Source organism: Shewanella sp. BC20 (genome assembly GCF_003129585.1).
Taxonomy (GTDB): Bacteria; Pseudomonadota; Gammaproteobacteria; order Enterobacterales; family Shewanellaceae; genus Shewanella; species Shewanella seohaensis.
This window is the reverse complement of sequence record NZ_NHRI01000011.1, coordinates 1-20,793: the sequence shown is the minus strand read 5'-3', so window position 1 is coordinate 20,793 and position 20,793 is coordinate 1. Positions and strand designations below refer to the sequence as shown.

General features: G+C 46.3%; 16 protein-coding genes, 1 pseudogene and 1 riboswitch. Of the genes and pseudogenes, 9 read left to right on the top strand and 8 right to left on the bottom strand.

Translation table 11 applies throughout. From position 1 onward, the window contains the following. Positions 1-37 precede the first annotated feature (37 nt). Complete coding sequence (locus CBX96_RS12405) at positions 38-250, bottom strand: SlyX family protein (RefSeq protein WP_011625380.1); 213 nt, start codon at positions 248-250, stop codon at positions 38-40. A 9-nt stretch (positions 251-259) separates the two neighbouring features. Then, a complete protein-coding gene (locus CBX96_RS12400) occupies positions 260-1,210 on the bottom strand; it encodes a WD40 repeat domain-containing protein (protein ID WP_109286915.1) in 951 nt (316 codons plus the stop codon). A 154-nt stretch (positions 1,211-1,364) separates the two neighbouring features. Between CBX96_RS12400 and fkpA the strand changes: the two genes are divergently transcribed. The 6 genes from fkpA (at position 1,365) to katB (ending at position 8,611) form a co-directional block, all read left to right on the top strand. Beyond that, the gene (gene fkpA / locus CBX96_RS12395) at positions 1,365-2,135 is read left to right on the top strand and encodes an FKBP-type peptidyl-prolyl cis-trans isomerase (protein WP_011716036.1); all 771 of its coding nucleotides are present in this window, start codon (positions 1,365-1,367) and stop codon (positions 2,133-2,135) included. A gap of 625 nt (positions 2,136-2,760) precedes the next feature. Continuing rightward, complete coding sequence (gene exeM, locus CBX96_RS12390) at positions 2,761-5,373, top strand: extracellular exonuclease ExeM (RefSeq protein ID WP_109286914.1); 2,613 nt, start codon at positions 2,761-2,763, stop codon at positions 5,371-5,373. A gap of 128 nt (positions 5,374-5,501) precedes the next feature. Then, on the top strand, positions 5,502-5,957 hold the full coding sequence (locus CBX96_RS12385) for a hypothetical protein (protein ID WP_109286913.1): 456 nt from the start codon (positions 5,502-5,504) through the stop codon (positions 5,955-5,957). Positions 5,958-6,067: 110 nt separating this feature from the next. Next, a complete protein-coding gene (locus CBX96_RS12380; protein WP_109286912.1) occupies positions 6,068-6,505 on the top strand; it encodes a PaaI family thioesterase in 438 nt (145 codons plus the stop codon). 53 nt (positions 6,506-6,558) lie between these two features. Beyond that, positions 6,559-6,804 carry a YgjV family protein gene (locus CBX96_RS12375; protein ID WP_086902120.1) on the top strand — a complete coding sequence of 82 codons (246 nt, stop codon included), beginning with the start codon at positions 6,559-6,561 and terminating at the stop codon, positions 6,802-6,804. 346 nt (positions 6,805-7,150) lie between these two features. Continuing rightward, a complete protein-coding gene (katB, locus tag CBX96_RS12370) occupies positions 7,151-8,611 on the top strand; it encodes a catalase KatB (RefSeq protein ID WP_109286911.1) in 1,461 nt (486 codons plus the stop codon). Positions 8,612-8,680: 69 nt separating this feature from the next. Here katB and CBX96_RS12365 read toward each other — a convergent pair whose 3' ends face one another. Continuing rightward, positions 8,681-9,238 (bottom strand): TMEM165/GDT1 family protein, encoded by a 558-nt coding sequence (locus tag CBX96_RS12365; protein ID WP_041408851.1) that lies wholly within the window; start codon positions 9,236-9,238, stop codon positions 8,681-8,683. Between the two features lie 402 nt (positions 9,239-9,640). After that, a riboswitch (cyclic di-GMP riboswitch) is annotated at positions 9,641-9,736 on the top strand. A 125-nt stretch (positions 9,737-9,861) separates the two neighbouring features. Here CBX96_RS12365 and gbpA point away from each other — a divergent pair. The 3 genes from gbpA to CBX96_RS12350 all read left to right on the top strand — a co-directional run bounded on the left by gbpA (position 9,862) and on the right by CBX96_RS12350 (position 15,469). Further along, complete coding sequence (gbpA, locus tag CBX96_RS12360) at positions 9,862-11,337, top strand: N-acetylglucosamine-binding protein GbpA (RefSeq protein WP_109286910.1); 1,476 nt, start codon at positions 9,862-9,864, stop codon at positions 11,335-11,337. A 561-nt stretch (positions 11,338-11,898) separates the two neighbouring features. After that, complete coding sequence (locus tag CBX96_RS12355) at positions 11,899-13,074, top strand: aromatic amino acid transport family protein (RefSeq protein ID WP_011625389.1); 1,176 nt, start codon at positions 11,899-11,901, stop codon at positions 13,072-13,074. Between the two features lie 238 nt (positions 13,075-13,312). Beyond that, positions 13,313-15,469, top strand: a complete 2,157-nt coding sequence (locus CBX96_RS12350) for a S46 family peptidase (protein ID WP_109286909.1) — start codon at positions 13,313-13,315, stop codon at positions 15,467-15,469. 412 nt (positions 15,470-15,881) lie between these two features. Here the strand turns inward: CBX96_RS12350 and CBX96_RS12345 are convergent, their stop codons facing one another. The 5 genes and pseudogenes from CBX96_RS12345 to CBX96_RS12325 form a co-directional block, all read right to left on the bottom strand. Then, the gene (locus CBX96_RS12345) at positions 15,882-16,916 is read right to left on the bottom strand and encodes a transposase (RefSeq protein WP_109286908.1); all 1,035 of its coding nucleotides are present in this window, start codon (positions 16,914-16,916) and stop codon (positions 15,882-15,884) included. A 203-nt stretch (positions 16,917-17,119) separates the two neighbouring features. After that, positions 17,120-17,807: pseudogene (locus tag CBX96_RS12340) on the bottom strand (IS630 family transposase); the annotation flags it as partial. A gap of 247 nt (positions 17,808-18,054) precedes the next feature. Further along, a complete protein-coding gene (locus CBX96_RS12335; protein ID WP_109286907.1) occupies positions 18,055-18,630 on the bottom strand; it encodes a hypothetical protein in 576 nt (191 codons plus the stop codon). Positions 18,631-18,632: 2 nt separating this feature from the next. Beyond that, a complete protein-coding gene (locus CBX96_RS12330) occupies positions 18,633-19,220 on the bottom strand; it encodes a hypothetical protein (RefSeq protein ID WP_109286906.1) in 588 nt (195 codons plus the stop codon). 211 nt (positions 19,221-19,431) lie between these two features. Beyond that, entirely contained in the window at positions 19,432-20,409 is a 978-nt protein-coding gene (locus CBX96_RS12325; RefSeq protein WP_109286905.1) for a transposase, read from the bottom strand. Positions 20,410-20,793 lie beyond the last annotated feature (384 nt).

Here is a 20,793-nt window from a genome sequence, read left to right as displayed (position 1 = left end):
ATTGTGTCGTTAACGGATGGGGCTATCCGCTATCACATTAGTAATGGGGTGGCGGCGTTTCTTCGGCTTGGGTCGCAATATTGCTGGGTTCCATCGCTTTTAATTTACCAATCAATAACTGAATTTGATGTTGCTGATGGGCGATGAGCTGGTTCAGCTTAATGACCTCTTGGTTTAACTCTTCAACCGTGAGCTCTTGAAAAGCCATTTTCATTTGCAGCTCTTCAATCTGTTCTTGTACGCCTTGCATGACTAACCTCTACTCCTGCCAAGTCTCGACTAAGCCTTGGCTACTGATACTAACCACTTTATTGGTATCTCGAATTGCCACAGAGTATACAACGGCTCCTCGGTTTTGGCTGTTTTTAGTCAGCGCAATTTGCCACTTAGTAATAGGTTTACCCGTTTGGCGTTGCCAGAGTATGACTTCGCGTGCGGGCGTGCCTGTAAGTAGTTGACTGTCTTGCTTAGCGAAACGCACCGCCGAGAAGGTCATTTGCCGGCGTTTAATCTCTAATTGATTTAACAGCTTACCATTGGTGTTATCCCAAATCTTCGCCTCATTGGTACTGCCATTGGTAAAGCTTAATGTGCCACTGTCGTTGAGTGCCACCTTAGTCACCCTACTACCTATATCCCAAGTGTGGATCGGCTGTCCCGTTTGCGCTTGCCACAGGATAGCCTGCATGTCGTTAGAGCCTGAGAGGGCAATGCGCCCATCGGCGGAAAGCGCAACGGTATTCACCCTTTCCTTATGGCCTAAAAATTTAATCAATGCCGTCTTGGCCGCATTGAGTGACATCACACTGCCATCGTTTAAGCCTATGAGCAGGGCGCCATTATTCGCCACGGCAACACTCTCACCCGAGGCGGGCAGCGACCACCATCCTCTGGATTTACCGTCGGCTATTGTCCATAGGGCAACTGAATCGCGGCTTAACGATGCGGCGAACTCACCGTTAGGGGAAATGGCGGTGGCCGTGACACCGGTATTCAGGTCGCCATGCACCCATTGGTACTTGAGGCTGTGGGTGGTTAAGTCCCAACATTGCACCCCTTGGCTTTGGGTGGCGACAATGGCGATATTGCCGTCGCTAGAGAGGCTCGCGCTGTATGAGGGTTCCTGTGAAATAACTCTAATATCATCGGCTTTGGGCTGACATGCTGCTAAAAAAAGTGTGCAAAATACCAGCAGTAGGGTTTTCTTCATGAACTTGCTCCTAAAGTTGGTGTCTCTAGTCCGGTAGAGTGAGATTAATCACAGTTAACACATAACAGAATCTAGTTGGTATAACCCAGATAACTAGTATACAGTTGTCGCGCTTAGGTTATTGTAACCGCTTGAGGATGCTGAGGAAGCTTTAATGAAATCGATTTATAAATTATCGTTAGTTGCATTGGCTGTTATTGGCCTATCTGCTTGTAATCAAGAAGAAAAAGCAACAAACGCAAGCACAAATGTTGAATTAACGACTGAAGCACAAAAAGAAGCCTACAGTGTTGGCGCTTCAATCGGTCGTTATATGTCTGGCCATATCAAAGAGCAAGAAGAATTAGGCCTGCCAGTTGACCGCGCGCTGATCGTAACTGGTTTTACTAACGGTCTGAATGATCAACTGAAATTAACCGAAGAAGAAATGCAAACCATTCTTCAAGGTTTAGACAAAAAGTTAAACGACAAACGTACAGAACAAGCTAAAGCCATTGCTGCGAAAAACATCGAGGATGGTAAAAAGTTCCTCGAGGAAAACAAAGCTAAGCCTGGCGTAGTGACCACTGAATCGGGTCTGCAATACGAAGTGTTAACTCCAGGTTCTGGTGACAAGCCAGCGGCTGAAGACACTGTAGAAGTGGATTACGTAGGTACACTGCTTGACGGTACTGAGTTTGATAGCTCATACAAGCGTGGTCAAACGGCTAAGTTCCCATTAAACCGCGTTATTCCAGGCTGGACCGAAGGCGTACAGTTAATGCCTGTGGGCGCTAAGTACAAGTTTGTTATCCCTGCAAACTTAGCTTATGGCGACCGCGATACTGGTACTATTCCACCAAACTCAACCCTGATTTTTGAAGTTGAACTGAAATCAATTGAGAAAGCACAAGCGGCTCCTGCTGCTGAGCCTGCTAAAAAGTAATTTACCGTGATGACGGCTTAACTCGGGTTAACTCGTTCACTCATAAAATACCGCCCACACAGGGCGGTATTTTTTTGCACTCGAAATGACTAAGCAGTGCTGCAATCGATACAAATAAAATCATGGAGGAGTTTGTTTATCCGTTTTATACCATCTCGCAAATGACCCACCGCCAAGCTTTTTAAATCGAGCTAGCGTTTAAAAGACGGATAAGGAGTATTCGTTTTTCAACGAATAATATTTCAAAATAATGATCAAATAATTAAGTTATAAATAAATCGACATTATTTAAATTACCCAAAAGCAATATTTTATTCAGAATGTCATACCTAAAAATATCATCAAAATATCATATTTATTTTTTGATTGTTATTTGCTCGTCTTTAATGTGATATGTCGTTGTGATGTCTTTATCTTACTTATTGTTTTCTTACTGCTTAACACTTTTGCTCTACAGTACTGTTCTGTATATAAAACAGTTTGCTTTGTAAAATTTCATTTTCATCAATATCTTATGCGTGCATAGTGAGATCTTCCCCTCTTTTTTTAACCTATCAACTCTGGAATAATCCGCCCGCACGTTAATAAAAATTAGCGGCAATATTATAATAATGGGGTTGTTGATATGGATAATGTTAATAAGTTAACGGCTATTTCTTTAGCTGTAGCCGCAGCTTTGCCAATGATGGCAAGTGCTGATGTGATGATCACTGAATATGTTGAAGGTAGCTCAAACAACAAAGCTATCGAGTTATATAACAGCGGTGATACGGCAATTGATTTGGCGGGTTATAAACTCGTTCGTTATAAAGATGGCGCCACTGATGCCTTAGATATGCAGGTATTAGATGGACAAAGTATTGCGCCAAAATCGACAAAAGTCATTTTAAACTCAAGCGCAGTCATTACCCTTCCTCAAGGTGTCGATAGTTTTTCGGGTTCTTTAAGTTTTAACGGTGGCGATGCGGTTGCCTTAGTTAAAGATGGCGCTGTGGTCGATATTATCGGTGACGTGCCAACGCCGACTGGTTGGGGGCTCGATGTCACCCTTAAGCGTAAACTCGACGCATTAGTCGCCAACACTGTCTTTAATCCTGCCCAGTGGGAACAATTACCTAAGGACACTTTCACAGGTTTAGGTTCGTTAGATACGCCAACTGAACCTGAAACGCCAGTCTTTAGCTGCAGCGGCGCGAAAATCGTTCCGATTTATCAAGTCCAAGGCGCGGGTGAATCTAGCCCTTATGTGCCTGAAGGTGCATTCGAGTCTGAAAGCGAAGTGACGGTTCGCGGTGTGGTGACGGCCCGTGGCGAGAGCTTATTCAAAGGTTTCTATCTCCAAGAAGTGAAGGGTGATAACTCGCCATACACTTCCGACGGCGTGTTCGTGTTTTTAGGTGAGAATCCACCAGAAGCGATTCAACCCGGTGTTGAAGTCTGTGTTCAGGGTAAGGTGAAGGAATACTTCGGCCTAACCCAAATCGATATCAAAACCGACAAGAAATTTGAAGTTGGTGCTAAGGGCGAAGTCCCCGCTGCGGCGCCATTCTATGTGGCCGATGGCGAAACTTTAGCGCAGGCATTAGAGCGCTACGAAGGCATGAACGTGAAACTGGATGCCGGTAGCGATCTGAAGATCAGCCGTACCTTCAGCTACGATTATGCTGGCCGTCGCAATAACATGTTGGTGTCTTACAAGGCGCCATTGATGAAGCCAACTCAGCTTTATCCAGCATTGTCAGCAGAAGCGACAGCTTTAGTTAAATCTAACCTTGAAAATCAGTTGTTTATCGAATCTGATTACAAGCCAGCCGATGGTGTTATTCCTTACTTCCCTGACTTTAACGTCGAAACCGGTTATATCCGTGTGGGTGACCAGTTGACCAACCTCGAAGGTGTGATTGGTTACAGCTATGGTGCCTACCGTTTAGTGGCGACCAACACTATTACCGCTGGCGACTTTATCCGTGGTGATGATAGAACCGACGCGCCAAGTGTCGCCACTAAGGGCGATATCCGTGTCGCCAGCTTCAACGTGCTGAACTTCTTTAACGATGTTGTTGGTGGTGATACAAACCCATCGGGCAGTAACCGCGGCGCCTTGACCGAAGAAGAAATGCTGCTGCAACGTGCGAAAATTGTCAGTGCTATCACCGCCATGAACGCCGATATTGTCGGTTTAATGGAAATCGCTAACAACGGTTTTGGTGAAAAGAGCGCGATTAAGAACTTAGTCGATGCCTTAAACGAGAAGCAAACCGCTGAAAATGCTTACAGCTTCGTTGAAATCACCGACGAAGATAAATACGACGGTAAGTACTTCGGTAGTGATGCCATTACTGTAGGTATGCTTTACCGCGCGGGTAAAGTGAGCCTTGCGGGTGCGGCCCGTGCGATTGATACTCCAGAGCAGCACGCGACCGCTGGCAGTGTGACTCGTGTTAAAGATGGCAAGACTGAAACTAACCCAGGTAACGATGCTTACCAACGTCACAGCCTAGCCCAAACCTTTAAGATCCATGATCAGAACTTAACAGTTGTTGTTAACCATCTGAAATCAAAAGGTTCAGGCTGTTTAGAAGATTGGGTCAACTTCGAAGAGTCAGTCGATCCGGCCGATCAACAGGGCAAGTGTAATGCCTTCCGCGTATCGGCTGCTAAAGTGCTCGGCGAAGCCTTAAAAGACGTTAAAGGCGATCTGCTGGTGATTGGTGATATGAATGCCTACGGCATGGAAGATCCTATCCGCGTATTGACCGATTACGATGCGAGCAAGTCTGAGCGCGATATCATGACCGCCTCATGGACCACCTTAGATGGCAAAGTGTTTGAGCGCCAAGGTAGCAAGATTGAGAAGGGCTATGGCCTCATCAACCTCAATACTCAGGCTCACGGTGCTGGTACTTACTCATACAGCTACAACGGTGAGTTAGGTAACTTAGACCATGCCTTAGCAAACACCAGTCTTGCTAAGCGTTTAGTGGATATCGAAGATTGGCATATCAACTCGGTGGAATCTAACCTGTTTGAATACGGCAAAAAATTCTCTGGTGAACTGGCCAAATCTGAGAATGCTTTCTCAGCGTCTGACCACGATCCTGTTATTGTCGCACTTAGCTACCCAGCACCTGTTGAACCACCGAAACCTGAGCCAAAACCAAAGGATGATGGTGGTGCGTTAGGATACTTAGGTCTAGCCTTGCTATCCCTATTTGGCCTACAACGCCGTCGCCGTTAATCGAGTGATTGCACGCTCACAACTGAGTTTGTGAGCTAAACTCAGAGCTAAGGGATGGTTTTACCATCCCTTTTTTATGGCACTGTTGTTGTGGGACTTTATGTACCTTGATCACAAGGAGAGCGGACATGGCAGCGACTGGCTCCGACCATGTAATCGGCGTGGCAAAAGCGCCACTGTGGTTTTATTTTGTCGCATTCATCAGTTTGTTATGGAACATCATGGGCTTATTGGCATTTGTTATCCAAATGACCATGACGCCTGAGGCCATGGCGCAAATGAGCCCAGATCAAATAAAGCTCTATGAATCGACACCCGCTTGGCTCGACTGTGTGTTTGGTTTTGCGGTGGTTTCTGGCTTTATAGGTTGTTTGTTGTTACTCATTAAAAAAGCCTTTTCTTATAAAGTGTTGCTTGCATCTCTTGTCGCCGTATTGGTGCAAATGGGCTATGTATTTGGTATTCAGCAGGCGGCTGCGGTATTGGGGAGCGATGCCCTTATGATGCCGAGCGTGGTGATCCTGTGGGGAATGTTCTTAGTCTGGTTTAGTCGTTTTGCTGTCACAAAGCATTGGTTAACTTAGGCGTAGCGGTTCTTTGCCATTATCTGGCTGTTATTAGCCAATGCTTATGTGTTGAACTTCAGTCACTTCTTAGTAAACTGCTAGCTGGTTTTCTTTACTAGGATGTTGAAATGAGTATTTGGTTTAGACCTGTCACTTTAGAGGATTGTGCCCGTTTAGATGCTGGTATGGGGGGCAAAGGCACCCTAATGCAGACCCTAGGGATTGAGATCAGCGAGATTGGCGATGACTATATGAAGGCGACTATGCCTGCCACGCCCGCGATACATAACCCCTTAGGCATTGTCCATGGCGGCGCGAACGTGGCACTGGCCGAAACCGTGGCCAGCTATGCCGCAAACTTTGTGGTGGATTTCGAGCAATATTATTGTGTTGGACAAGAGATTAACGCCAACCATTTACGCGCTTCGCGTAATGGCGTACTGACCGCGACGGCTAAACCAGTTCATTTGGGGAAACGCAGTTCGGTGTGGGAAATCTTAATCCATAATAGTGCAGGGGAGTTGACCTGTATTTCACGGATGACGGCGGCGGTAGTAAAACGCTAAGAAGGCTCAACCAACCTGTTTTAGTTGTATCAATCGATAAATAAGGACGTGATATGGATAGTGCAATGATGTGGGAATGGGTTGGTTATTTGGCGTCTGTGGTGGTAGCCATCTCTTTAATGATGTCTAACATCAAAAAGTTACGCTGGTGGAACTTGTTGGGGTCGGCATTGTTCGTTGCCTATGGGGTTGCGATACAAGCTTACCCGGTGGCGGCGGTTAACTTTTTTATCGTGTTAATCGATGCCTATTACTTGGTCGTTATCTATCGCGAGCAGGCGAGCTCTGTCAATGAGTAATATGTAGCACTTTGAATCAATTGAAGTATTTTTTAAGTTTGTCTTAAGCTCGAGTTCTCATTTTTGCCAAGTCGGTTTGCGTTACGGCTGGCATACTCTTTATTCTGTTGCTGGCTATTTCATCACATACGGGGAGTGAACTTTACTCCCTGAATGATCTAAGCACTCTTCGTTAATCTGAAATGTAGATTATTTGAATCTATATTAATCGTTTTATTGAATTCGTATTTTTGCCTATTCTAACTCCATCGACAACACGTCGCCCTGCCAAGGAGATAAGCCATGGCCACCATTTACGATTTAATTGAATCTTGGGTTAACACCAATCAAGAATGAGGAGCAAGATATGAGTCAACAGTATTTAACAAGCCAAAGCGGTTCTCCAATTGCTGACGATCAAAACTCATTGTCAGCGGGTGAGCGTGGTCCCTTACTACTGCAAGATTGGCATTTAATTGAAAAACTTGCCCACTTTAACCGTGAGCGTATTCCTGAGCGTGTTGTGCATGCGAAAGGGACTGGCGTATACGGTACTTTCACCCTGACTAAAGACTTAAGCGAATACACCATCGCCGACCACTTTAACGGTGTGGGTAAGCAAACTGAGACCTTCGTGCGCTTCTCTACCGTGGGTGGTGAAATGGGCTCTGCCGATGCCGAGCGCGATCCCCGTGGTTTTGGTCTGCGCTTCTATACTGCTCGTGGTAATCACGATATCGTGGGTAACAATACGCCGACTTTCTTCCTGCGTGACGGTATTAAGTTCCCAGACTTTATCCATACCCAAAAGCGTAACCCATTGACGAATTTGAAAGATCCACAAGCTATGTGGGACTTCTGGTCATTAAACCCAGAAGCCATGCACCAAGTGACGATTCTGATGTCTGACCGTGGTATTCCGGCAAACTACCGCCAAATGCACGGTTATGGTTCGCATACTTTCTCGTTTTGGAATGCTAAAGGTGAGCGTTTCTGGGTGAAGTTCCACTTCAAATCGCAGCAAGGCGTAGTGAACTTAACCAATGAGCAAGCCGACAAGTTAAAGGGTATCGACCCTGACTCATCCCAGCGCGATATGGTAGTAGCAGTGACCGACGGTAACTTCCCTCGTTGGACGGTGAACGTACAGATTATGCCTGAGGCTGATGCTAACACTTATCATATCAACCCATTCGATTTGACTAAGGTGTGGCCACATGGCGATTACCCGTTAATTGAAATTGGTGTGTTAGAGTTGAATCGTTTACCGCAAAACTACTTTGCCGAAGTCGAGCAAGTGGCATTAGCACCGAGCAACTTAGTGCCAGGTGTGGGCGCATCGCCCGACAAGATGTTGCAGGCGCGTTTATTCGCCTATGCCGATGCGCAGCGTTACCGAATTGGGGCGAACTACAACCAGTTACCCGTAAACTGCCCACATGCGACTAAAGCCAATCATCACCAACGTGCGGGTGCCATGGCGGGAACACAATGCCCGTACCACGGTAGTCAAACCGGTGGCGATGCCGCGGCTAACTATGGTCCAAACAGCACTGCGGGTGCTTTAGTTGAACCGGCAAACTTTGCCGAGCCACCACTGCGTTTAGATGGCGAAGCGGCGCGTTACAGCCGTTACAATCAGGATGATTACACTCAGGCGGGTAATTTGTATCGCATCTTCAGCGAAGCCGAGAAAGCACGCTTAGTGGAAACGATTTCTGGCTCTCTGCGTCAGGCAAGTGTAGAGGTACGGCAACGTATGCTGGCACATTTCCACAAAGCCGATGCCGATTATGGTCAACGTATCCAAACTGCTCTCGGGTTATAAGTTAATTCGTTAGCCCAATAAAAAAGGCCAGTGTTATCACTGGCCTTTTTTTTATCTTCATTTTATCAATCAGTTAACCATTAAGGTTGCTACGCCGAGCAGGGCAAACAAAATTGCGCAGCCCCTGTGGATCCACTTCATTGGTAATTTTTCGGCACTAAAATGTCCCGCAATAACCACTGGGACGTTCGCCAGCAACATACCCAAAGTAGTACCTGCAACCACCATGGCTAAGGCATCGTATTTAGCGGCTAACACGACAGTCGCGATCTGGGTTTTGTCGCCCATTTCGGCGATAAAGAACAGAATAAAGGTCGCAACAAAGGGCCCCATCTTATAGAAACGGCTCTCTTCGGCGTCCACTTTATCGGGGATCAGTACCCAGAGTGCAATCGCAAAGAAGGAGGCGGCAACCAAGTAGCGTGCTACATCTGGGCTCACCCAGTTAATCGCCCATTGGCCAAGCCAAGCGGCGGCAAAATGGTTAAACAGAGTCGAGAGTAAAATACCCAAGATAATCGCGGTTTTATTTTTAAATCTTGCTGCGAGTAATAGGGCAAGCAGTTGGGTTTTATCGCCAATCTCGGCGATGGCAACCGTAAAGGTTGAGGCGAGTAACGCTTCCAAGTGTGATCCTTTTAGGGGTGGTTTTTGACATAAGCACAATAGACCGTCCACCCCTAGGTGCGGTTACTGTGCTCAGGTCTTGCAGGACAAATCGATGATTTGCTGTGAACACCATGGCATGCGGCCAAGTATGTTGATGTTCACCCTGAATATCGATGGCTCGAAATCCAGTTAGCTACTCCCCCGAAGCGAGGTGGGCATTATACCCAAGTGAAACAGGGTTTCAAGATTAAACTCATCGAGTCAGAGGGCAAATAATCTGACAGGTGCCAATAAAATACCGCTTTTCGTTTTGTAACACATTGAATTGTAATAATTTAAATTTTGACAACGCTGTCTTTTGTTGTTAGGTTAGCCGGGTCTCAATGTTTAAGTTACATACTGTTAACTTCAATAGAGATCCACCGTATTTGGCAAACTAATTGAAAAATTAGGACGCAAAGCCTCCGGTCTAAGGTTGTAAAGGGATGTTGAAACTAAGATAGCGGGGTTGCCTCAGAATTGGGCTGATGCTTTCAATTCTTTGAAAAATAAACGGCTTTGCTTAATGCTGTTTTGCCTAAATACCACTTTTATACCTATGCCAATCTCGTCGAGAAAGGCGCCCTACGGAGTACAATAAAGTGGCACATCTAACTGCTTTTACATCAATCACAAATGCTAACCGCAAACACCCACAACTGGCTCGTTTAAGCCTAATTGCCTTGGCCTTAAGCGCTACGAGTGCGCTCGTTAGCCAAACGGCGTCGGCCCACGGTTATGTGGTTTCACCAGAATCACGCTCATACGCCTGTAAAACTGGCAGCAATTTAAACTGCGGCGCCGTTCAATGGGAACCGCAAAGTGTTGAAGGCACATCAGGTTTTCCTGAGTCAGGCCCTGCCGACGGTAAAATTGCCAGTGCAGCCAATGCTGCGTTTTCTCCCTTGGATGAACAGAGCCCAAGCCGTTGGTCTAAGCATGACATTAAGTCGGGTTGGAATGACTTTAGCTGGCAGTTCACCGCTAACCATGTGACCCGCAATTGGCGTTATTATTTAACTCGCCAAGGGTGGGACCAAAACCAAGCGTTGAGCCGTGCAAGCTTTGACTTAGCTCCCTTCTGTGTGGTCGATGGAGGCATGGTTCAGCCGCCTAAGTTAGTGACACATAACTGTTATGTACCTGAAGACAGAAGCGGTTATCACGTGATTTTGGCCGTGTGGGAAGTCGGTGATACCACCAACAGTTTCTATAATGCCATCGATGTGAACTTTAGCTCAGATGTTGTGGTGCCGGGCGAGTGGACCGATATTGGCGATATCAATCCGTCACTCGATCTTAAGGCGGGCGATAAGGTGATGACGCGGGTGTTTGATGCTAATGGCGAGCAAACTGCCAAGCAAACCCAGATAACCATTGCCGACACCACTCAAGGTGCCAAACAAAATTGGACATTCCTGTTAGCCAGTGCCATTAATGCCCAGCAGCCACAACTTAAGGCGGGGCAGAAGAATGCCTCTGGGGTGATCTCGCCCGTTTACGGTAAAAATGAGATTTATGCCGCGCCTAATTCGGGCCTAGAGCGAGTGGAAGTGAGCTTCGATATTGCGCCTGCGCCGGGCAATCAGCTCGATGTCACGTCACTGGCCGATGATTACACCATTGTCGATGGTGCCGCAAAGGTCAGTTTCGATGTCAGCACTAATGCGGATATGCAGGTCTCGGCTTACCTATTTAGCCACGATGGCACGGCAGCTGGTTATGTGACCCAAGCGGTCAATAACACCAACGCGAGTCTAGTGCTTGATGTCGTCGCGCCAAAGGAAGGCCATTATCACTTACAAGTGAAGGGCGAGCCTAAGCAAGGTGAGGTTATCCAGCAAAACTTCGATCTGTTCTTAAAAGATCAAGCCACAGCGCCGGATGCCGATTTTGTCTTCCCCGAGGGAGTTAAAAACTATGTGGCGGGTACTAAAGTGCTGCAACCTAAAACTGGCAAGGTCTATCAATGTAAACCTTGGCCTTACAGTGGTTATTGCATGCAATGGTCGCCAACTGCAACCGGGTTTGAACCGGGTGTCGGCGGCTCTTGGAATATGGCTTGGACTGAGCTGTAATCGGTTAACTGGGGAATAAGCGGATTGTGAGTCGCGTTAATTCGCTTTAGCGCAATCCCGTATCTCCGTTAGCGAATCGCTAGACTCATTGATAAACCCTGCAACGCTACAGGTGTTGCAGGGGTTATTGTTTTGATAACAGTTCCGCCTCGATTTTTTATCTTTTACTCACATTTCCCCTTCGGATAGCCAAAGCGGCGTCATCTTTGTCTATAACTGGCTTGCCCGCTGGGGTTGGCTCTGTTAATGTCCAGAGCTATCTTCTTTTACGCGCGACGTCGCTGCTTTGCTAAGGCAATCACGGTTGAAATTAATGTCACTTTTCTGCAAACGATTTAGTTAGCCTCAATGGCGACTGGGTTGAAATATTCAAAAGCTATTGGGGCCAATTGATCTGCTCTTTGAGATCGGATTGGATGCTTTAAGTTTAGTGACGCTTTTCGTTTGAGATTGCTGTTGGCTTAATCACAGAGTGCGCAAGGCTTTATCCTTCAAATCTACTCAAAAAACCTTAAAAAATAATAATTAATACTTGAACAGGATAATTGTGTGAATTCAAAAATGTTAGGCTCGATAGCCATTGTCGCGGGGACCGCCATTGGCGCGGGAATGTTAGCCTTACCCTTAGCCACGGCCGCCTTAGGCATGGTGCCAGCCATTTTGTTAATGGTGGTGATTTGGGGCTTGTCAGCCTATACCTCATTGTTAATGCTTGAGATTAACCTGCGCTCAGGCGTCGGTGATAACGTTCATGCCATCACGGGCAAACTCCTCGGCAAGAAAGGCCAAATGGTGCAAGGCGCCTCCTTTCTCAGCTTACTCTTTGCCTTAACGGCGGCGTATTTGACGGGCGGTTCATCGCTGTTAGTGCTTAAAGCCAAAAATATGTTCGACCTCGTGTTAGATAACCAACTGGCGGTCGTGCTGTTTACCTTAGTGCTGGGTGGATTTGCGGCCTTAGGGGTGGCTTGGGTCGATAAAGCCTCGCGCTTCTTGTTTTCGCTGATGATTTTATTACTGATTGTGGTCGTGCTGTTTTTATTACCGGAAGTCAGTATCTCGAGTATGGCAACCAGTGCAGTGGCCGAGTCCATGACCAGCAGTTGGATGGCGGCGATTCCCGTGGTGTTTACCTCCTTCGGTTTTCACGTGTGTATCGCGACCTTAGTACGTTATTTGGATGGCGATGCCGTTTCGCTGCGCAAGGTATTATTAATCGGTTCAACCATTCCACTCGCGTGTTATATCTTCTGGTTATTGGTGACCTTAGGCACAGTGGGTGGCACCGAAATCAGCAGCTTTAATGGCTCTTTACCTGCGCTGATCAGTGCATTACAAGAGATTGCCCACACGCCTTGGATCAGCAAATGTATTTCGCTGTTTGCGGATTTAGCCTTAATCACCTCTTTCCTCGGGGTAACCTTAAGTCTGTATGATTTTGTGGCCGAACTGACCCGCGCGAAGAAGACCTTCCTCGGCCGGGCCCAAACCTGGTTGTTAACCTTTGTGCCGCCGCTGTTGTGCGCGCTCTATGTCCCCGAAGGTTTTGTTGCCGTATTAGGCTTTGCCGCCGTGCCGCTGGTGGTGATGATTATCTTCCTACCGATCGTGATGGCACTACGTCAGCGCCAAGCCACGCCGCAGGGATACCAAGTGTCTGGCGGCACATTTGCCCTCGGGATTGCGGGACTGCTAGGCGCGGTGATTATCGGCGCTCAGTTATTTGTCGCGCTGTAAGTTAAAGCCGTTTAGCGTACTGAAACGGCAGAGTTAAACCGATAAATATGATGAATGTATTTGCTTTGTAAGCGAATTTTTCTAACTCTGTTATAGAGTGCGTGCGATATGCTAAAGTCAGGCCCAGTGCCTGACTTTTTGCTTTTTAGCGTTAACCAAAGTGGCATGTAATCCCAATAAATATAAGAAATGGCCTCGCAAGCGCTCGGCTTTCTTCACCTAAAACGGACTTAAGATAATGAAAAAATGGTTACTCTCAGTTGCCGTGGCGGCGAGTTTTGCCTCCCATGCCGATGAAGGTATGTGGCAGCCACACCAATTGCCCGCAATGGCCGATGAACTCAAAGCGAAAGGCTTAGAGATTGATGCGAAATCGATTTCCAAACTGACCGAATTCCCCATGAATGCTGTGATCAGCCTAGGTGGCTGTACGGCATCTTTTGTTTCGCCAAAAGGCTTAGTGGTGACAAACCATCACTGTGCCTATGGTTCGATTCAATATAACTCGACTGCAGAGAAAAACCTGTTGCAGGACGGTTTTTTAGCTAAAACCTTTGCCGATGAATTACCCGCCGCGCCAGGTTCTCGCGTTTATGTCACCGAAGAGGTGACCAATGTGACTGAGCGCGTCAACGCTGGGCTTGAAAACAAAGCGGGCCGTGAGTTTTATCAAGGCGTTGAGAACCAAGAAAAAGCACTCGTTGCCGAGTGTGAAAAGGATGAAGGCTACCGCTGCCAAGTGTATAGCTTCCACGGTGGTTTAGAATACTATCTGGTAAAACAGTTAGAAATCCGCGACGTACGTTTAGTCTATAACCCAGCGGGCAGCGTCGGTAAATACGGCGGCGATGTCGATAACTGGATGTGGCCGCGCCACACGGGCGACTTTTCCTTCTACCGCGCCTATGTGTCTAAAACTGGTAAACCTGCCGAATTTAGCGCCGACAACGTGCCTTACGAGCCAAAGAGTTTCTTAAAAGTCTCGGCCAAAGGCGTGAGCGAAGGGGATTTTGTGATGGTGGCGGGTTACCCCGGCCGCACTAACAGATACCGCACCGCGAACGAAGTGCAAAATCAGTTCGAATGGGCTTACCCAGAAGGCAAGATGCTGCGCGAACGTTTTATTGAAATCATCAAAGAAACGGCACCAGAAGGCAGCGACGAGCGCATTAAGTATGAGAGCCAAATCGCTGGCTTAGCGAACTACGCTAAAAACTTTACCTCAATGATCGAGTTTTATGGCAAATCCACCATGTTAGCCGACCGCAAGGCCCGTGAAGCCGAGCTTGCCGCATGGATTGCCAAAGACAGCAGCCGCGAAGCCAAATACGGTAAAACCTTAAGCGACTTAGACGCGCTGATCGCCAAAAGCAAAGCCCATCAAGAACGGGATATGATTTTAAGTTACATTGGCAATACTACTATGGTGCCAACGGCGACCAATCTGTACCGTTTAGCCCATGAGAAGCAATTGCCTGATATGCAACGCGAACCTGGCTTCCAAGACCGCGATATGACACGTTTCAAGGCGAGCATGGAACGTATCGACCGCCGTTATGCGCCAAGTGTCGATAAGGCCGTTCTCTTGGATATGCTCAAACGTTATGCCGCGTTACCCGAGGCGCAGCGCTTACCTGCAATGGATAAAGCCTTTGGTATCGATAAAAAGGTTAACGAAGCTAAGCTTTCGAAAACCTTAGACAAAATGTACGCCAAAACCGAGCTGGGCAACAAAGATGTGCGTTTAGCTTGGATGGAAAAATCCGTTGATGAGTTCAAAGCCTCTAAGGATCCTTTTATTCAATTCGCCGTGGCCATGTATGACACCAACATGAGCGAAGAGAAGAAAGAGAAAGAATTAGATGGCGAGCTGATGAAAGTGCGTCCGCAATATATGGATGCCATCATCGCCTATAACCGTGAGCAAGGTAAGCCAGTGTACGCCGATGCGAACTCTAGCCTGCGCGTGACCGTTGGTCATGTTAAAGGTTATGAACCTAAAGATGGTTTAGTGGCTAAGCCCTTTACTCGCCTCGAAGGCATAGTGCAAAAAGACACTGGCGTTGACCCATTCGATGCGCCGAAAAAGCAGTTAGAGCTTATCAAGCAGAAGCAATACGGTGATTTCTATGTTAAAGCCATCGATTCTGTGCCGGTAAACTTCCTGTCTACCTTAGACACCACCGGCGGTAACTCTGGTTCTCCAACCCTAAACGGCCGCGCCGAATTAGTGGGTTTACTGTTCGATGGCGTGTATGAAAGCATCATAGGTGACTGGGCGTACGACGACAATATCAACCGCTCAATCCAAGTCGATAGCCGTTATATGCTGTGGGTAATGAAGTATTTAGATAATGCCGACAACCTGTTAGCCGAGATGGAAATCGTTAAGTAATCCACCTCCGCATCGCATAGGTGCGGCCTATAATGGCCGGATTATCAGCATTTAAGCGTGATATAAGACTGCAATAGCAACACATCAAAATAGCGATAAACTCAGTGAGTTTATCGCTATTTTTTTGTGCAATGACTACTGATAGCTGTTGAGATAGCAGTATTGCTAGGCGAGCCATGGTATTCGCTCACCGACACGCAGCAAGTCCATCCGTGGATGCTCGACCGCCTCGTCCTTGAGGCGGAAGGTCGTCTCGCCAATCACCATGACTCACCCTTTTAGCATCGGTGTAGCTTGCAGGTTTTAAAGAAACACACAGCATGCTTTGGGACAAAATCGTGCTATGTTTTGCGCGAAATTATCTTCATTTCGGATAAACAAAAATAATCCTAAACGCTGAGTCGTGAGCAACTTAAGGATGTAACGCTTGGCTTGAGGCTTTTCCTTTACACCATTTGCCGCTGTTATGCTGCTTTTTAAATGCGCACATGCTATCCCATCGACCACTTATGCCACTGTATTGACGACGAAACTCTTTAGCTGATGTGAGCCACGCATCGGGCGCAATACCTAATTCATTGAGTAGTTTCGGCCGTTGATTATCGATATAGCCTTTCTTATCAAGGCGAATGGCGCGGCCCGTCCAATCAATCAGTTCGAGATAATCGGCAAAATGAAATGGAATGCCTGTTTGCTGACTCAGGTGAGCTGCGCCATCGAATTGGACGAGAGCCTTGTGGGGAATATGAGCTTCATTAGTTGAAAAGTCAGTTTGTGGCACTGGGAGGGTTAATGGATGATTTGGGGTGTTTAGCGAGTCAATTCGCTCCTGAATCGATGTAAAATCAGAGGATTGCAAAGAATCAGCAATGCCTGCTCGAATGGGATTTAAATCGACATACATCATGCACGCGAGCAAGGCTTGCTCATCTAACAGCGCTTGCGATTTAAAACGACCTTCCCAAAAGGCGCCTTTACACTCATCTTCTCGATTGGCTTTACGAGCAATTTCCTCATTTAAACAACGCATAAACCAAGAAATACTGCTTAATCGTTCATGCCACTCGGTAATTAAGCCATCGAGTAACATGCGTTCACCTTCGATTAAAGCATCACCATTCATATACTTAGTAGCAATTGCATGGCCTTTAGTGATTTGGCACCAACGGCTGATAATGTCTTTTGGCGTTAAGGATTTGGCCTTATCGACATCTATTTTAAGCACTAAGTGGTAATGGTTACTCATCACCGCGTAGGCGCAAATATCGATACAAAATATCGCTGATAATGCCTTAATTTTATCTACAATCCAGCCACGCCTATGCTCGTAACTGCGGCCAGTGAGTTTATCTTCACCACACAAAAAAGCCCTTCTAACACAGCGATTTATCACATGATAGAAGGGCGTTGCATTAGCATCAATTAGCTGTCTTCTGGCCGAAGTCATAGCCAACTCCACACAGACAAAATCAGGATAATTTAAAGCCTAGTAGAATACGCTGAAAAACACAAAAAGATGTGGCTGTCCTCTCTTTTTCGACAAAAAGCCCCAAGAAAATGAGGCTGATTGAAAAAGAGTTATGCCTGTCCTATTTCTTCTTTTTCTTCTTTTCTGAAAAACACAAAAAGATATGGCTGTCCTTGCCTCTCGTACATAAAGCACTTTCCCGGTGCTGGCATGCAGGGCTCCAGCTATGTAATGCTTACGGTTGTTGCCTGGGGTGACAACGCGTTTTTGCTGTCCTTTTGGCATCCAATCTGCCCCGATTTTTGGGTTCAAGTCGATGTCTACTTCATCTTCATAGAAAACCGGATGCTCGACGCAACACTGCTCAAGTGCCTGATTTATCGCGGCCATTTTCTCCTCTTTGTGTGGGTCTTTGATACGCAATGTCGGAGCCGAGCGGCGCCAGACCATTCCTGCTTTGGGTAGTAATCGGCGGACGGTTGATGCAGCGATGCTGAGCTTAAGCTGTGCATTAATCACCATGGCAAGCAGTTCACTGCTCCAGCGGCTACGTTGGTAACCAAAGTCCTGTGGGCATAGCTGAATAAGCAAAGATAGACAGAGCAATATGGGGTCTATGGGCAAGCTTGCCGGCCGTCCCAGCTGCAGAGATTTTAGCCCATCAACGCCGCTTTCGGTATACCAGCCTAACCAACGACCAATACTGGAGCGTGCTGCACCAGTAGCGTGATGAACGTCAGTAATCGACAGCCCTTGATGCAGCATCAGCATAGCGATAAGACGTCGAGCGAAGTGTTGATCCTTGGTTTTATGGATCAATTTCTGTAGTTGTTTGCGCTCTACGCGACAAAGTGGTGGTAAGATGGCCATTCTCAGTCCTCGGCGAGTGGTGGGTTTGTTTGGCGATAGATCAGATCGCTCAAACAGGACTGAGTTCCCTTCCTTTGATCTACTATTTGGAACAGCTATTTAGTAGAAGATGCTGAAAAACACAAAAAGATATGGCTGTCCTTGCCTCACTGGTCGATTAGCACAAATTAGTTTGAATAAAGTAGGACATTGGCCTTGCTAAACCCGAGGTGACCATATATGTCCTTGCCTCTTATTTCCCTGCTATTCAGTCTTTAGCTAAAAAACCAGTAGAACTTCCCAGAAGGTAGCTTACCGTCGCACCTTCAGCACTTAACTTAATAGATGTTATACCTTTATCATTATCAAATTCAAACCTAGCCTTATTGAAGGTGCACTCCGTACAGGCCGCTAAGATTTCTGTAACATGAAGCTTGTTACCAAGTAACGAATATTCTTTTTTAACACTTGTTGTGTATGAGTAGTTTTCCCATGTCCACTTCTGAACGGTATTACCATCGAAGTTAGACGGTAAAGATAACTTCAACAATCCATCAATTACAAGGCACTCCCCCTGAAAGCCATTGCATTTTTTCACCCCTCCAACGCTCGAAAACCTCTTATTTCCAATTAATGGATATACCAAGGATTCACTCAAAGAAAAGCCTGTTGATTTTTCGTAAAGAAGCTCTTTTTGTTGGCTATCTTCATTGTTCAGAAGCCCACTATTGTGACTGCTGGCAACTCCCTCGTACCACTCATCAATTAAAATATAAGTAATTTCGCCAGCCTTCGCGCTCGATACAGAAAGTAATATTGCAGTCAAAAGTATTAATTTAAACATTATTAATTCCCCTCAAAAAGTACCATGTAAAAACTGTCTGCGTTACTTTCTGCATTCCGACTTCTCGCATTAAGGCTTGTTGTGTGCTCAACCTCGTGACCAACAACATAATTAAATGCTCTTTTCCCTGGCCTAATCCCATAAAACCCCGGTAAAGCATAGCCTTGTCTAAGCATGGCTTGCCCTCCCGGAATCCCTTTTCCACCCGGGAGTAATTCCTTCATTAATTGGCCGTTAAACTGGATGTTCTCACCTGCACGATAAGAACCCATCGCGTAAGAGGTATCAAGTTCACTCCATGCTCCTTTAGATTTCGGGTTACTATACCAAACAGCATTTATACTCTTCATTGTAACTCCGCGCATTTGTGGATCATCACTCTCTTGCGCAAGCCTGATTGTTTCAACAAGTGATGAGTCAGCTATGTGAGCAGCATACTTCTCGGCCTCTGAAAGGTCTGTATAGTTCAGCCCCTTGGCCATCTTTATGTGCTCAGGCGCGCTACTAATATCATACTTATCCTTCAGGCTAGATATATCTATAATGCTATTGCCATCTCCTCCCTGAAGAAAATAAATCCAGCCACCCAATATAAATCAATAACATAATGCACTTTATGTTTGCATACAACTTGTCCGAGTTAAAATAGGTTAAGTAAGTACCATCAAAGTCGTATAAACAGCATTAGAGGCAATAATTTGCGCTAATTTCTTTAAAAATGGGGTATTTCAGACGAGGTAAGTCATCCCTTAAAGCTTGGGATGTGTTCTGGATGGGGCTTTGAAATGATATAAGCCGTTGTCAGTTGCTGTAAAAGTGCTGGCAGCATTTAGCAAAATGCCGTCGTCGCTTTTCGAGATGTTCGCAGTAATCGGTCAGTTCTTGCAGTGTGCCCACAGGGCCATGAAATAACTTGCCAAATTCGGTGGTCAGTTTGAGCCAACTGTCACGGGGAATATTTAATCTGTTCAGTATGTTGGCACTATTTTCACTGATGTGTCCACGTTTATCATTGCGAATAATTCGGCCCGTATCATCTACCAATTGAACGTAATCCATTAATGAAAACGCAATGCCATTGGGTTGGTTGTCGCACTCGCTACCAATAAAAGGCAGGAGATTGCTCGGCTGCTCACCTTTTAATGCGGCCCGAATACGCAATTGAATACTGGTATGGTCGGATTGTTCGGGTGTCTCAGCGAGTTGCGCTCGAATCGGATTTAAATCAACGTAAGTCATACAGGCTAATACCGCGGCTTCATCGAGTAGAGCTTGGGATTTAAACCGCCCTTCCCAGAAGCGACCTGTACAGTTATCTTCTTGATTTGCTTGCCTTGCAATCGGTTCGTTGAGGCAGCGCATAAACCAGCTAATGTCGCATAATCGACTGCGATAAAGGGCGATTGAATGCTTTAATCTGTTGACCTGATGAGCTTCAACTAACTCACCTTTAACGAATTTTTGCGTTAATTCATCGCCTTTAAACAACTTATGCCACTGCTCAAGCACTTCGCGGTCAGTCCAGCGATTGGCGCTGTCGATATCGACTCGCAGCACCACATGCAGATGATTCGACATCACGGCAAAGGCTGCGATATCAATAGCAAAAACCGCTTCAAGTTCAAACAATAATGACTCTACCCAACCACGGCGATGGTCATAGTTTTTACCCGAGTAACTATCATCACCACATAAAAATGCCCGCCGAACAACGCGGCTGCAGCAATGGTAATAGGGAGTGTCTTCAAGACTTATCTGAGTTCTGCGAGGGCGCGGCATACAAACCTCCATGTTTAATGCTTAACCAAAGCATAGTCGGAGGTTTACTTCCTCGCTATTAAGGATGGGTGTCTATGTTTTGTTTCGCTGATTTTGTCTCAAAATCATACCAAAACACCTAAATTTAAATACGACTGTATACCCATACATTGTTAGCCGATTTCTGGTAAGGCCAAACATAGACAAATAGATAAGAATATATATGGCAGCAGGTATGGGAATTTTCGATTGAGCTAACGAGCCGAAACACGGAATGAGGCGTGCGACGTGAAGTCGTATGAAGTGCTGTTCACCGCTTAATGAGTGAACCATCTGTATCACCAGATGAACCTAGGAGCCTGAATAAAGTAGCGGCTCTGACAATGTAACGAAGGTTGGTATGCA

Bases quoted from the DNA above. Each gene is read 5' to 3' on its own strand.
- CBX96_RS12325 (WP_109286905.1), bottom strand. From the start codon at position 20,409: ATGCCGCGCCCTCGCAGAACTCAGATAAGTCTTGAAGACACTCCCTAT.
- CBX96_RS12350 (WP_109286909.1), top strand. From the start codon at position 13,313: ATGAAAAAATGGTTACTCTCAGTTGCCGTGGCGGCGAGTTTTGCCTCC.
- CBX96_RS12380 (WP_109286912.1), top strand. From the start codon at position 6,068: ATGAGTATTTGGTTTAGACCTGTCACTTTAGAGGATTGTGCCCGTTTA.
- CBX96_RS12335 (WP_109286907.1), bottom strand. From the start codon at position 18,630: ATGTTTAAATTAATACTTTTGACTGCAATATTACTTTCTGTATCGAGC.
- CBX96_RS12400 (WP_109286915.1), bottom strand. From the start codon at position 1,210: ATGAAGAAAACCCTACTGCTGGTATTTTGCACACTTTTTTTAGCAGCA.
- exeM (WP_109286914.1), top strand. From the start codon at position 2,761: ATGGATAATGTTAATAAGTTAACGGCTATTTCTTTAGCTGTAGCCGCA.
- CBX96_RS12385 (WP_109286913.1), top strand. From the start codon at position 5,502: ATGGCAGCGACTGGCTCCGACCATGTAATCGGCGTGGCAAAAGCGCCA.
- CBX96_RS12405 (WP_011625380.1), bottom strand. From the start codon at position 250: ATGCAAGGCGTACAAGAACAGATTGAAGAGCTGCAAATGAAAATGGCT.
- katB (WP_109286911.1), top strand. From the start codon at position 7,151: ATGAGTCAACAGTATTTAACAAGCCAAAGCGGTTCTCCAATTGCTGAC.
- CBX96_RS12345 (WP_109286908.1), bottom strand. From the start codon at position 16,916: ATGACTTCGGCCAGAAGACAGCTAATTGATGCTAATGCAACGCCCTTC.
- CBX96_RS12355 (WP_011625389.1), top strand. From the start codon at position 11,899: ATGTTAGGCTCGATAGCCATTGTCGCGGGGACCGCCATTGGCGCGGGA.
- CBX96_RS12375 (WP_086902120.1), top strand. From the start codon at position 6,559: ATGGATAGTGCAATGATGTGGGAATGGGTTGGTTATTTGGCGTCTGTG.
- fkpA (WP_011716036.1), top strand. From the start codon at position 1,365: ATGAAATCGATTTATAAATTATCGTTAGTTGCATTGGCTGTTATTGGC.